Source organism: Sphingomonas aurantiaca (assembly GCF_003050705.1).
GTDB classification, from domain to species: Bacteria; Pseudomonadota; Alphaproteobacteria; order Sphingomonadales; family Sphingomonadaceae; genus Sphingomonas; species Sphingomonas aurantiaca.
This window is the reverse complement of sequence record NZ_QAOG01000003.1, coordinates 498,629-511,154: the sequence shown is the minus strand read 5'-3', so window position 1 is coordinate 511,154 and position 12,526 is coordinate 498,629. Positions and strand designations below refer to the sequence as shown.

Sequence of the window (12,526 nt, the reverse complement as noted above, 5' to 3'; positions counted from 1 at the left end):
AACTCAGACCGAGAAGCTGGAGCCGCAGCCGCAGCCCGAAGCGGCGTTGGGGTTCTCGACCTTGAACGCGGCACCCGCGAGCGATTCGACGTAATCAACCGCGCACCCACGGACTAGGTCGATGCTCACGCTGTCGACGACCAGCTTTACGCCGTCATGCTCGGCGATCACGTCGTCCGGTTCCACCGCATCGGCGAACCCGAATTTATACTGGAACCCCGAACAGCCGCCGCCGTCGACGGACAGCCGGAGGATCGCCGGCTTCCCCTGCTTGACGGCGATCGCGGCGACGCGCGCCGCGGCGGAGGGGGTGAGGATGATGTCGGGAGCCAGCGTTGCCATGGGCTGGAGATAGGAGGTTGCGCTATCCGCGGCAACCTTGGGCTTGCCCGTGGGGCGGAGGGCTGGCTCGCCGGGGCGACTGCTAGGGCGCCGTTATCTTTTACTGACGGTCCGTCCCCGTGGAGGGAAATCCCAGCTTTCGCTGGGATGACGGGTCGGGCTTGGGGTGATTGGCTGGGCTTGTGCCCGTATCAGTCCTGCGCGGCGGGGCCGCCGGTCGAGACCGGGATCGCGTTGACCGAGCGATCCTGTGCCGCGAGCAGGTAATCCGCGGTCGTCAGGAACGGGATCGGGTTGACGGCGTGGCCGTCGATGCGGACTTCGTAGTGAAGATGCGAACCGGTCGAGCGGCCGGTCGAGCCCATCAATGCGATCAATTGCCCGCGGGTGACGCGCGTATTGTCGGCGACCAGGATCTTCGAGAGATGGCCGTAACGGGTGGCGATGCCCTTGCCGTGGCTCAGCTCGACCATGTTGCCATAGCCGCCCTGGCGACCCGCATGCGCCACGACGCCGTCGGCGGTCGCGTAGATCGGCGTGCCGATCGGGCCGGGAATGTCGACGCCGGCATGCATCGCCGCGGTGCCGCGGAACGGATCCGAGCGAATGCCGAAATTGCTGGTGAACGAGAGCGAGTGAACCGGCTGCACCGACGGGATCGCGATCACGCCCTGCTGCGTGGCGTCAAGCTTCTTCCAGGTCTGGAACAAGGTGCGGAACTGCGCATCGGCGCGCAGATCGGCGCTCGCCTCTTCGGTGTTGGCGGCGATCATCGGGCCACCCTTGCCCGTCTCGACCGTGCGGTACGCGAGCTTTTCCGCGGTGGCGTGCGGCGCGACCTGCGCCTCGGCCGTGGCGCCGAAAGCGGCCAGACCCATCACCGTCGCGGCCATTGCCAACCGGCGACCCGTAAACGCCTTATACACCACGATCACGCCCTTGAGACGGGTCACGATCGCTGCACCGGTAAAATCGACCATTGGTCCCCGACAAAAAAATGCAGGGCCGTTCGCTCTTGAAGCGGACGGCTCCGAAACTCTCTCCTGACTCGCAGCCCCTCCGCGCACCAGACATTGTGGGTTAGGCCGGATCCCACTGCCCCGAGCAATAGCATTGCGCCATCCGCGCGGCGGAGCGGCAGGTTGTTGCGGCGAGTTGAAGCGAATCGATACGATCGCTGTGGAACAGGATGAGACCGCGGATCTTCGGCGCGAAATGTCGGCGAATCTCCACGTGTTACTACCTAGTCTTCAGAGTGCCTTTGCGGCTGCCAGAACCGCCTCCGCATGGCCGGTAACGCGAACCTTGCGCCACGCCTTTACCAGCGTCCCGTCGGTGCCGAACAGGAAGGTCGCGCGCTCGATCCCCATATATTTGCGGCCGTACATCGCCTTCTCGACCCAGACGCCGAACGCCTCGCACGCGGCGCCCTCGACATCGCTGCCCAAGCGTACGGAAAGGCCATGCTTGGCGGTGAACTTCGCATGCGACGCGGGCGTATCCTTCGAGATTCCGACGACCGTCACGCCCGCGGCCCCGAACGCATCGGCCAGCGCGGAAAAGTCCTTCGCCTCAGTCGTGCAGCCCGCAGTGTCGTCCTTCGGATAGAAATACACCACCAACGGCCGGCCAAGCGTCGCCAGCGACAAGGCCGCATCGTCGATCGTCACCGTCACGTCGGGTATCGTCGACCCTTCATCCATCCTGCTCTCCCGTCGCCTGCATCCAGAAACCGCGAACCTCCTGCCGGGTCGATCCGAGCGTGGCAATAACCGCCGCCCAATCCGCCACGCCAATCGCGCGCGCGATCAACGCTTCGGTCGCATGGCCCGGCGGCGTCGCATCGGGCGCGACCAGCCGCAGCGTGACCAAAAGGCGGGTCAGCACGTCATGCGCGGCACGTAGTGCAGGCGGGGCCAGCCCCTGCTCGACCAGACGATCGATCGCAGCCCCCAGATTTGGGTCGAACCCGGTCCGGTTCACAAGCTGGACGACGTGCACCGCAAATTCGAGATCGACCAGGCCGCCCGGAAGCAGCTTGGCATCGAGCGGTCCCGCGGGCGCCTTGTGCGCGGCCATCTCGGCGCGCATCGACCTGGCATCGGCGACCACGTCCCGCACCGGCCGCTCCCCTTCAAGCACGCCGCGGATGATCGCAGCCACCGCGTCCCGCGCACCGGTCGATCCGAACACCGGACGCGCGCGGGTGAGCGCCATATGCTCCCACGTCCACGCATCGTCGCGCTGGTAGCGCGCAAAGCTGTCGAGCGTCACGACGAGCGGCCCCTGCCCGCCCGACGGCCGCAGCCGCGTGTCAATCTGATAAAGCGGGCCTGCCGCGGTCGCGACCGACAGCGCGGCGGTCACGCGCTGCGCGAGGCGGTTGTAATAGAGCGTCGCGCCGAGCGGTTTGGGACCATCCGATTCCGCGGCGAAATCGCCCGTAAACAGATAGATGAGATCCAGGTCGGACGCGTGCGTGAGCATCGCGCCGCCCATCCGGCCAAGCGCCAGGATGACGAGTTCGCTGCCCGGCACCGTCCCGTGCGCCTTGGCGAATTCAGCAATCGTAGCGCCCGCGAGCACGCCGATCGCCGCCTCCGCGACGCGCGCATAGCCGGCCGCGACGTGCAGCGGATCGGAGGCGCCCGCCACAATCTGTGCCCCGAGAGCGAACCGCAACTCGCCGACAACCCGGCGCACGTGATCAAGCCGCGCCTGGTAATCGCTGCCCGCATCGTCCGCACGCATTGCGGTCTCCAGCGCCGCGATATCGCCGACCGGCGCGAATGCGGTCGCATCGATCAGCCCGTCGAGCAACGTCGGGCGGCGCCCCAGATCATCGGCGAGCGTCGGCGCATGGCTGAGAATCGCGGCGAGCAAGGTCGCTAGTCCCGGCCGCGCTTCGAGCAGGCGGAAGATGTTGATCGCGCTGGGCAGACGTTCGAGCAACGCATCGAGCCGCAGCAGCGCCGATTGCGGAACGGGCGCGGTGGCAAAGGCTGTCACCAGCGTCGGCAGCACCGCCTCCAGCGCCTCGCGGGCAGCGGGACTGCGCAGGGCAGGATAGGCGCCGGCGCGCCACGCCTCGATCCGTTGCCGCGCAGGCTCGGGCGCATCGAACCCCGCAGCGGCGAGATCCGCCTCCAGCGTCACCGGATCATGCGAGAAGGCGGGCCGGACTGTGTCGTCGAGCGCATCGTAGATCCGCCCTGTCGCCGCCACCCGCGGCGCCAGCAGCGCGAGCAACGCGCCCGCATCCTCCACGCCGTGCAGCTTCGCCACGCGGTCGAGCGCGTCGCCTGTCGGCAGCGCATGCGTCTGCCGGTCGTCGATCATCTGGACCCGGTGCTCGATCGTCCGCAACAGCGTGTAGCCATCGGTCAGCGCACGCGCTTCGTCGCCGCCGATCCACCCCGCCTCCGCCAGCCGGGCAAGTGCGTCGCGCGTCGCGGGCGCTCGGACCGTCGGATCACGACCGCCATGGATCAGTTGGTGGATCTGCGCAAAGAACTCCGCCTCGCGAATACCGCCCCGCCCGCGCTTGAGGTCGTAGCCGGCGCCAAAGGCCTGGCCCTGCAGATGGTGATCACGGATACGCGCGGAGATCCCGCGAATCTCGCGGATCGCGCCGAAATCGAGCGTGCGCCGCCACACGAACGGCCGGATCGCATCGAGAAACCCCTGCCCGAACGCGATGTCGCCGGCAGCCGCGCGGGCGCGAATGAACGCCGCGCGCTCCCAGGGCAGCGCCTGCGCCTCGTAATAGCCGATCGCCGCCTCGACCGGCAGGACGATCGGCGTGATTTCGGGCGAGGGCCGCAGCCGCAGGTCGACGCGCAGTACATAGCCGTCGCCATCGCGCGCCTGGAGCAGTTCGACGACACGCTTGCCGATCCGCACCGCGGCCTGTTCGGGCTCTTCGCGCGGCTTGCGCGGCAGAGTCAGCGGATCGAACAGCAGGATCGGATCGATGTCGGACGAGTAATTGAGCTCGCCGCTCCCCTGTTTGCCGAGCGCGATCGCGGTGAAGCCGACCGGTTCTGCGCCCGGCGTCCGCTCATCGATCGCAGTCCGGATCGCGGTGTCGAGCGCATAGTCGGCAAAGCGCGTCAGCGCGCCGGTCACCGCGGTGAGATCGAGGATTCCCGCAAGGTCGCCGATCGCGACGTTGAGCGCCATCGCGCGGCGTTCGAGCCTCAGCCGCTTGGGAACCGGCATGTCGGGGGTCGCGCTCGACAGCGTCAAATCGAGCTGCCCGTCGGACAACGCCGAGGCCAGCGCGGTCTCGCGATCGAGAATCATCGACAGGAAGGGCGACCATTGCCGGGCGCGATCCACGGCGCTGTTTATCGCCTGTTCAGTATTCATGCCGGTCATTGCAGAATAGTATCGCAGTCAAGTGTTACTTGACATATGAAAGCAACGAATTCGCCATGAGCTCGTTATTAGCGGCATGACGTACTCGTTCCTCACCATCAAACCCGACACGGGCGGCCAACAGGTCGTTGGTCGTCCTCGTCCGACCGACGTCATCGGCCATTCGCTGCGCGACGCCTTCGGCCAGAGCGCGCGCTTGCCGCAGGATATCGACCGCTTGCTGCGCTCGCTTGACGGCGTCGCGCACTAGAACCGCGCGGTTACCTCACTAGTTGTAGCCAATCGGCGAGACGAGTGCTGCGCTAACAGATCAGCGACCGCGGCTCAGATGCTCGACGTCACCCATAATCGAATCAAGCGCCGTCTTGCTCGTATCCGTCTCATGATCACGACGCGACGGCAGTGACCCATCCGTAAGGATAGTCTCGAGCGCGACACGACCACGCGCGACACGGCTCTTGATCGTGCCGACCGCCACGTTGCAGATCTCGGCTGCCTCTTCATAGGCGAAGCCGCCTGCCCCGACGAGGATTAGCGCCTCGCGCTGCGGCTGCGGCAGGTGCATCAGCGCACGCTGCATATCACCGAGCTCGACATGACGATCCTGGCTCGCCGGTGCGGCGAGAATGCGATCGGCGACGAGATCGTCCCATTCGCCCTTGAAGCGCGCACGGCGCATCTGCGAGAGATACAGGTTGCGCAGGATGATGAAGGTCCATGCGCGCATGTTCGTGCCTGCCTGGAAGCGCAACCGCGCCGCCCAGGCCTTCAGCAACGTCTCCTGCACCAGATCGTCGGCAAGATCGCGGCTACCGGAGAGCGAGCGCCCGAACGCACGCAGATGCGGGATGACCTGCGCCAGCTGGACCTTGAACTCGGCGTCGGACAGCGAGACATGCTCCACCGGTGCGACGACTTCGTCGATATCGTCCTCGCCATCGGTATGGGGAGCAGGCTGAACCATGAAAATCCTGTCAGTTTCGATCATGATCTCGACGACATACCGTCAGGCATGGCCTCGATCACGCGTCGCCTTGTGTGGGCGAACATAAGCACTCGCGACGCCGAACCTATACGCCGGCGCTTAACTTATGTCAGCGTATAATAAGAAAGCCCAAAATCGCGATGATCAGCACGAGCGAGATGACGAGAATGTATCGCGTCATGTGCGGCGTCGAACCTGCGCGGGCCTCTTCGGTCGAGATATGAATACGTTCGTTCGGGTCAGCCATGTCGAGTTAAACCCCCGAAAACCGTTTTGGGTCCGCAACCATTTACGGAAGCGAACCCAAGATGCAGTGTTATGGCCGCGCGATCAACCCATTGGTTTCGCGAGGCAAGCCGCGCTGCGATCAGACGACGGGAACGGTCGCCTGATCGAAGAACAGCGCCTGGCTGATCGCGGCCTTCACCGTGGACCGCTGGAACGGCTTGGTGATCAGGAACGTCGGCTCGGGGCGCTCGCCGGTCAGTAGGCGCTCGGGGAACGCGGTGATGAAGATCACCGGGACCTCGAACTCGGCAAGGATGTCCTTGACCGCGTCGATACCCGAGCTGTCGTCGGCAAGCTGGATATCGGCGAGCACGAGGCCCGGGCGCGTTTCCATCGCCAGCGCGACTGCCTCGTCGCGCGTGACGGCAACGCCGGTAACGTCATGACCCAGGTCGCGAACGATCGTCTCGATATCCATCGCGATGATCGGCTCGTCCTCGATGATGAGGACCTTTGCGCGCGTCTGGCTTTCGATTTCCGATAGTGCCTCGGCGACCAAATCGTCGACTTCGCTCGAGTCCACCTCGATCAGATAGGCGGCGTCCTCAGGCGTGAAGCCTTCCATTGCGGTCAGCAGCAGCGCCTGGCGCGACAGCGGCGTCATACGGGCGAGACGCGCACGGGCAACCGCCTCGTGACCGCCCGACTCCTGAACACTCTCGTCGGCGACCTCGTCGAAATTGGCCGAGTTCCAGATGACCTGGAACATGCGGTACAGACCGAGCCGGGGATCGACGTCGCGCGGAAATTCTTCCGGTGCGGCTACGATCGCCTCGAGCGTCGCGCGCACATATTTGTCACCGTGCATCTGACTGCCGGTCAGGGCCCGGCCGTAGCGCCGCAAGAAGGGAAGATGCGGTGCGAGTTGCTGTCCAAGCGACATGGGTAACGAATACTCCCTGATCCTACGCGGCCCCTCATGTGTCGGGTGGCTCGCGTCATTGCAATGGCGGTAGCCGAAAAAGCACCCCCGCACCCGCTGCGCCGGCGGGTTGCGCGCGTCGTCGGAGTACGAAGGTTCGATTTTCGCTTGTACATGGAACTAACGAGAGCGAGTTTGGTTTCACCGACATCATTGGCGAATCCGCAACCAGTCAGACCTTTGTCTGGACAGGCGAGGATTTCGCCTATTTGTGACATGGTATACCAGATGATCAGCGTTGCGTCGTGCAGGGGGAAGTTTTGAGTTTGGGCCACGACACGGAAAAGACGGTGCCTGCCTCCAAGTCCGCCAAGGTGCCGGACAAGGATCAGCAAATGGGCTCGGCTCTTCGCTCGGTTTATCAGAAGACCGTCGATGAGGCGATTCCGGACGATCTGCTCGACCTCCTCGGCAAGCTCGACTGAGCGCGGGCCGGATGGCCTCGTCGCACACTCAAGAACCCGTCCCGATCCCCGCGACAGACGCCGACGGCACCCCCGTCGGATCTGCCGAGCCACGCCTGATCTCGGCGATGGGACGGCTGCCCACCGGCGCCAAGCTGTTCCTGATCCTGAGCGCAGCCCTGCTGCCGCTGGCGTTGATCGCCGTCTTCGCGACATTCCAGACGACCCGGCTTGCCGATACCGAGGCGCGTGCGCGCCTGCGCGTGACCGCTAACGAAAGCGCACGCGCGATCGCGATCGAACTCGTCGGCGACATGACCGCGCTTCGCGTGGCGGTAAACGCTTTGGGCAACGATCCTGCCGACGCGCCGAGTTGCGCACGCGCGCAAGGCGTGTTCGCGCAACAATCCTCCGCGGGCACGCGGTTCGTGATCACCGACCGCGAAGGCGCCGTCCTCTGCGGTACGCCGATCCCCATGTCCGCGGCGTTCCGCCAGGTGGACATGCCGATCACCGCGGACATCATCCCGCATCGCGGCCTCGTGCTCGCAATCTCGGGGCCGAGCGGCGACACCTTTGCCCGCGCCTATTTCCCTCAGTCCTTTCTCCGCAACATCGGTCGCCCCTCCAGCCGCGCGCTGACGTTCAGCAGCGCATTGGTGCTCGACGAGGACGCGCTGACGCTCGAGACGATCCCCGACGAACGCCCGCTCGATCGCATGGAGACGATGCGCACCGATCTCGGCGTCGCCGGGATCGGTCTGCGCACGAGCATTCGCAGCGCACCGGTAACCTCGTCGCTCGTGGTCGCGATGCTGCTCCCGCTGCTGATGTGGATCGCTGCGGCGAGCATCGCGTGGTTCGTGGTCGACCGCCTGCTGATCCGTCCTCTGCGTCGCCTGCGCGGTGCGGTCGCCGCGTTCACGCCCGGCGAGGCGCTCGATCTCGGCGCGGTCCGTACGCTGCCTGCGCAGGAGATTCGCGATCTCGGCGAGACCTTCCAGGCGATCAGCCAGACCGTTGCGCTCCACGAAGCCGGGCTGGCCGAAGGGCTGGTCCGCCAGACCAAGCTCACCCGCGAAGTCCATCACCGGGTGAAGAACAACCTGCAGGTCATCTCCAGCCTCATCAATTTTCACGCGCGCAGCGCACCAAGCGCGGACGCGACCGCGGCCTATGCGTCGATCCAGCGCCGCGTCGACGCGCTCGCGGTGGTCCATCGCAACCATTTCGCCGAGCTGGAGGAAAATCGCGGGCTCAACCTGCGGACGATGATCGGCGAATTGTCCGCGAACATTCGCGCGACCGCATCGGATCGCTCGCACGGACTTGGCATAACGCTCGATATCGACCCGTATCTGGTCAACCAGGACGTCGCCGTGGCGATCGCGTTCCTTGCGACCGAGACGATCGAGCTGGCGATGTCGTGCGACCCCGCGGCGCAGATCCGGATCGTGGTGAAGCCCGCCGACACGCCCGACCGCGCGCTGTTGCGCGTCGTCTCACGCGCGCTGGTCGAGAGCGACGCCCTGCGCGAAGCGGCAACGCGGTATGGCCGCGTCATGGAGGGCCTGTCACGCCAGTTGCGCTCGCCGCTGCATCACGATCCGCTAGTCGGGGCGTACGAGATCGCATTTGCCATCAAGGGTCGCGATTGATCTAGAGCAGGCGAATTACAGTTACTGTTTGTTTGACTCTAGTTTTTTTCAAATGATCATCGGAACCCCGGAACACTTTGACGCGATCGCCGTTGGATGTTTCGGACAGCGACTTTATGCCCCCCCGCTCTCGCTGTCCAAGTCATAGGCCCAGACGCATCACCCTTCCCCCCCCCGGTGATACGTCTGGGCCTTTATCGTTTCGTTGGCATTGCCGGGCGCCCTGCGCCGCAGCCACCGGAAATTGTGGCGGTTTGTCAGGAACGAACTGCTATCCCGATCATTTCACCCCCGGTGGCATTCGTGCCTTTTCTAGGAGGAATTATCATGCGTAAGTTGGTTGGTCTGGCGATTGTGGCCAGCGCTCTGATGGTGTCGGCATGCAACACGGTCGAGGGTGCAGGCAAGGACGTGGCTTCGGCAGGCAAGACTGTCGCCAAGACCGCGGATAACGCCAAGTAAGCCATTTGCGCTATTGGTAAGGACACGGGGTCCGGTGCACGCGCACCGGACCCCGTTTTCGTATCAGCGTTCGACGAGGTCGGTGGAGTCGCTCTCGCCGTCACCCTCATCGGCCTTGGCCTTGGCGCGGCTGCGTTCGGTGAACCAGATCCCGATCAGGGCGAGCTCGTACAGGATCACCAGCGGGATCGCGAGCAGCAGCTGCGAGCCGATATCGGGCGGCGTCAGCACCGCGGCAATCGCGAACGCCGCGACGATCGCATAGCGCCGCGCGCCGATCAGCTGCTTGCGCGTGACGATCCCGGCCCGCTCGAGCAGCATCAGCAGGACGGGCAGCAGGAACGATATGCCGAAGCCGAACAGGAACTGCATCGTGAACGACAGATAATTGCCAATCCCTGGCAGCGCCTCGCGGTGGATGCCGCCGACCATCCCGTCGAACCCGAGCAGGAAGTGCAGCGCCATCGGGATCGCGACGTAATAGGCCATTGCCGCGCCGGTCAGGAACAGCACCGGCGTTGCGAGGATGAACGGCAGGAGCGCGCGCTTCTCCTTCTTGTACAAACCGGGCGCGACGAACTGCCAAAGCTGGTTCGCGATCACCGGGAAGGACAGCATCATCGCGGCGAAGAACGCGACCTTGATCTGGACGAAGAACGCCTCGAAGATCTCGGTATAGATGACCTTGTTCTGCCCCGCCGCAAGCAGCGGGTGGACGAGGAAGCCGAAGATATCTTCGGCAAAGTACATCGCGATCCCGAACGTCACGACCAGCGCGGCGATGCAATAGAGCAATCGCCGCCGCAGCTCGATCAGATGGTCGAGCAACGGTGCCCGGCTTTCGTCGATCTCGCTCATGCTGTGCTTTCGGCGCTATGGGGGGCAATCACGCGGGGAGCGCTCACGATGACGCTACGTCGGATTTGCCGGTCTTGTCGTCGGGATGGGGTGCTGCCGGGGCAGCCGCCGGTGCCTCGACCGGGTCGGGACCGCGATCGCCGACGGACGTTTCCGCCGCCGCCGGCGATGCGTGCGTCGGTGCCGGGGCGACCACAGGCTTCTCGACCAACACCGGCTCGCTCGTATGATCGTCGACCTCGTCGATCGAGCGATAATCGCGGCGATGCTCCTCCGTCTCTGGCGAATGCACGACCTGCGTGGTGTCCACGGCCGCGCCCGTCTGCGGATGCTCACGCATGATGCGTTCGTTTTCCGACGCCCAGCGCTTTTCCATTTCCTCGAGTTCGGCCTCGCGGACCATCGAATCAAAACCCGAACGGAACTGCCGCGCGACGCCACGCGCCTTGCCGACCCAATAGCCGACCACGCGCATCGCCTTTGGCAGATCCTTCGGGCCGATCACGACCAACGCGACGAAAGCCACGAGCAGAAACTCGGAGGGCGCGATATCGAACATTCAGCCGCGCCTATCTAAAGTCTTCAAGTCCGCCGGCTTCAGGCAGGACGGTCGTCACGGACGCGATTGCCGTCGCGGTCGAACGCGGGATCGGCCGACTTCTGCGCTTCGATCCGTGCCGAAGGCTTGGCCGGCGTCTCGTCGTCGTTCTCGGACATGCCCTTCTTGAAGTTCTTCACGCCCTTGGCGACGTCGCCCATCAGGTTCGAGAATCGGCCACCGCCGAGAAGGAGGATCGCGACGACCGCGAGCACAAGCAAGTGAATCGGGCTAAAACCGCCCATGGCAATTCTCCTGGAAACTGAACCCTATCTAAGCCTCATCCCGCCGCATTGCCAGCCACCTCGCCATCTTCACCGTCGTCGAGCCGATCGAAGGCGAGATCGACCGGATCGAGCAGCCCCGCGGCGCGCAGATCGTCGATCCCCGGCAGGTCGCGGCGGCTGGTCAGCCCAAAATGGACGAGGAATTCGGGCGTCGTCGCGAACATCAGCGGTCGCCCCGGGACTTCGCGACGCCCTGCCGGTTTCGCCCAGCCCGCCTCCATCAGCACGTCGAGCGTCCCCTTCGAGATCTGCACCCCGCGAATCGCCTCGATCTCGGCGCGCGTCACCGGCTCGTGATAGGCGATGATCGCCAGCGTCTCGATCCCCGCGCGACTGAGCCGGCGCGGTTCCTCGCGGTCGCGGCGCAGCATGTGCGCCATGTCGGCTGCGGTCTGGAACTGCCACCGCTCGCCGCGCTGGACGATGACGATCCCGCGGCCCGCATAGTCGTCCGCCAGCCGGTTCAGCGCGGCGCGGACGTCCCCCGCCCCGACATGCGCGCGGATAGAGTCGATGGTGAGCGGCGTATCGGCGGCGAACAGCACCGCCTCGACCGCGCGGGTGAAGGCGTCGGGCGGAGTCACGACGCGCAGGCCCGCAGATAGAGCGGCGCGAACGGCGCGGCCTGGCGCAGCTCGATCCGGCCCTGCCGCGCGAGTTCGAGCGCCGCGACGAAGCTCGACGCGAGCGCCGAGCGTCGCAGCCTTTCGCCTGCCTCGGGCAGGAAACTCTCGATCACGCTCCAGTCGATCCGCGTGCCGACCAGCGTCGAGACGCGGTCGAGCGCCGCCTCCAGCGTCATCACCTCGCGATCGGCGACGACATGCATCACCGGCCGAGTCCGCGCCGAGATCCGGCCATAGGCGGCGATCAGGTCGAAGATCTCGGCCTGCCACACCGCCTTGCGCACCGTCCGCAAGCCCTCGGGTGCGCCGCGCGCGAACACGTCGCGGCCGCTGCGATCGCGCGCCATCAACCGCGCGCCGGCTTCACGCATCGCGCTCAGCCGCTCGAGCCGCCGTTGCAGCCTGAACGCCAGCGCCTCCGGATCGGGTTCGGCCAGCGGATCGCGGGGCAGCAGCAACGCCGATTTCAGATAGGCCAGCCACGCCGCCATCACGAGATAATCGGCGGCCAGCTCCAGCTTGAGCGCGCGCGCGGACTCGACATAGCCCAGATACTGCTCGACCAGCGCCAGGATCGAGATCCGCCGCAGATCCACCTTCTGCCCGCGCGCCAGCGTCAGCAACAGGTCGAGCGGCCCCTCCCACCCGTCCAGGTCCAGCGTCAATTGTGCGTCGTCCATCGCCCGACGGTACAGCATCGCACCCGATTGGGCAGC

Annotated in this window: 16 protein-coding genes and 1 pseudogene; 4 read left to right on the top strand and 13 right to left on the bottom strand. The window is 65.5% G+C overall.

Translation table 11 applies throughout. The features are described from left to right. Positions 1–3: 3 nt before the first annotated feature. The 5 genes and pseudogenes from erpA to C8J26_RS11295 all read right to left on the bottom strand — a co-directional run bounded on the left by erpA (position 4) and on the right by C8J26_RS11295 (position 4,713). The gene (gene erpA, locus C8J26_RS11310; RefSeq protein WP_056417012.1) at positions 4–342 is read right to left on the bottom strand and encodes an iron-sulfur cluster insertion protein ErpA; all 339 of its coding nucleotides are present in this window, start codon (positions 340–342) and stop codon (positions 4–6) included. Between the two features lie 191 nt (positions 343–533). Continuing rightward, positions 534–1,127: pseudogene (locus C8J26_RS11305) on the bottom strand (M23 family metallopeptidase); the annotation flags it as partial. A 295-nt stretch (positions 1,128–1,422) separates the two neighbouring features. Next, positions 1,423–1,575, bottom strand: coding sequence for a hypothetical protein (locus C8J26_RS20465; RefSeq protein WP_167398824.1), 153 nt, complete (start codon positions 1,573–1,575; stop codon positions 1,423–1,425). A gap of 17 nt (positions 1,576–1,592) precedes the next feature. Next, a complete protein-coding gene (locus C8J26_RS11300) occupies positions 1,593–2,045 on the bottom strand; it encodes a peroxiredoxin (RefSeq protein ID WP_107958041.1) in 453 nt (150 codons plus the stop codon). After that, complete coding sequence (locus tag C8J26_RS11295) at positions 2,038–4,713, bottom strand: [protein-PII] uridylyltransferase family protein (protein WP_244185260.1); 2,676 nt, start codon at positions 4,711–4,713, stop codon at positions 2,038–2,040. Before C8J26_RS11295 ends, C8J26_RS11300 begins: the two co-directional genes overlap by 8 nt. An 85-nt stretch (positions 4,714–4,798) precedes the next feature. Here C8J26_RS11295 and C8J26_RS20460 point away from each other — a divergent pair, with 85 nt between their 5' ends. After that, entirely contained in the window at positions 4,799–4,972 is a 174-nt protein-coding gene (locus tag C8J26_RS20460; RefSeq protein ID WP_167398823.1) for a hypothetical protein, read from the top strand. 60 nt (positions 4,973–5,032) lie between these two features. Here C8J26_RS20460 and C8J26_RS11290 read toward each other — a convergent pair whose 3' ends face one another. The 3 genes from C8J26_RS11290 to C8J26_RS11285 all read right to left on the bottom strand — a co-directional run bounded on the left by C8J26_RS11290 (position 5,033) and on the right by C8J26_RS11285 (position 6,878). Then, the gene (locus C8J26_RS11290; protein ID WP_056417352.1) at positions 5,033–5,686 is read right to left on the bottom strand and encodes a sigma-70 family RNA polymerase sigma factor; all 654 of its coding nucleotides are present in this window, start codon (positions 5,684–5,686) and stop codon (positions 5,033–5,035) included. 130 nt (positions 5,687–5,816) lie between these two features. After that, positions 5,817–5,954 (bottom strand): hypothetical protein, encoded by a 138-nt coding sequence (locus tag C8J26_RS20455; protein WP_167398822.1) that lies wholly within the window; start codon positions 5,952–5,954, stop codon positions 5,817–5,819. 120 nt (positions 5,955–6,074) lie between these two features. After that, positions 6,075–6,878, bottom strand: coding sequence for a response regulator (locus C8J26_RS11285; RefSeq protein WP_056416999.1), 804 nt, complete (start codon positions 6,876–6,878; stop codon positions 6,075–6,077). Between the two features lie 329 nt (positions 6,879–7,207). On the opposite strand from C8J26_RS11285, the gene C8J26_RS21080 reads away from it, so the two are divergent. The 3 genes from C8J26_RS21080 to C8J26_RS11275 all read left to right on the top strand — a co-directional run bounded on the left by C8J26_RS21080 (position 7,208) and on the right by C8J26_RS11275 (position 9,441). After that, positions 7,208–7,342, top strand: coding sequence for a NepR family anti-sigma factor (locus C8J26_RS21080; RefSeq protein WP_279628943.1), 135 nt, complete (start codon positions 7,208–7,210; stop codon positions 7,340–7,342). A gap of 107 nt (positions 7,343–7,449) precedes the next feature. Continuing rightward, complete coding sequence (locus C8J26_RS11280) at positions 7,450–8,979, top strand: sensor histidine kinase (RefSeq protein WP_167398821.1); 1,530 nt, start codon at positions 7,450–7,452, stop codon at positions 8,977–8,979. Positions 8,980–9,306: 327 nt separating this feature from the next. Then, complete coding sequence (locus C8J26_RS11275; RefSeq protein ID WP_056055798.1) at positions 9,307–9,441, top strand: entericidin A/B family lipoprotein; 135 nt, start codon at positions 9,307–9,309, stop codon at positions 9,439–9,441. 63 nt (positions 9,442–9,504) lie between these two features. Here C8J26_RS11275 and tatC read toward each other — a convergent pair whose 3' ends face one another. The 5 genes from tatC to C8J26_RS11250 are packed head-to-tail and all read right to left on the bottom strand — an operon-like array spanning position 9,505 to position 12,490. Beyond that, positions 9,505–10,299, bottom strand: a complete 795-nt coding sequence (tatC, locus tag C8J26_RS11270) for a twin-arginine translocase subunit TatC (RefSeq protein ID WP_107958037.1) — start codon at positions 10,297–10,299, stop codon at positions 9,505–9,507. 43 nt (positions 10,300–10,342) lie between these two features. After that, positions 10,343–10,858 carry a Sec-independent protein translocase protein TatB gene (tatB, locus tag C8J26_RS11265; protein WP_107958035.1) on the bottom strand — a complete coding sequence of 172 codons (516 nt, stop codon included), beginning with the start codon at positions 10,856–10,858 and terminating at the stop codon, positions 10,343–10,345. Positions 10,859–10,896: 38 nt separating this feature from the next. Then, entirely contained in the window at positions 10,897–11,142 is a 246-nt protein-coding gene (locus C8J26_RS11260; protein WP_056416986.1) for a Sec-independent protein translocase subunit TatA, read from the bottom strand. A 35-nt stretch (positions 11,143–11,177) separates the two neighbouring features. Further along, positions 11,178–11,768 (bottom strand): SMC-Scp complex subunit ScpB, encoded by a 591-nt coding sequence (gene scpB / locus C8J26_RS11255; protein ID WP_107958033.1) that lies wholly within the window; start codon positions 11,766–11,768, stop codon positions 11,178–11,180. Then, on the bottom strand, positions 11,765–12,490 hold the full coding sequence (locus C8J26_RS11250) for a segregation and condensation protein A (RefSeq protein WP_107958208.1): 726 nt from the start codon (positions 12,488–12,490) through the stop codon (positions 11,765–11,767). The genes scpB and C8J26_RS11250 overlap by 4 nt, the downstream gene beginning before the upstream one ends. Positions 12,491–12,526 lie beyond the last annotated feature (36 nt).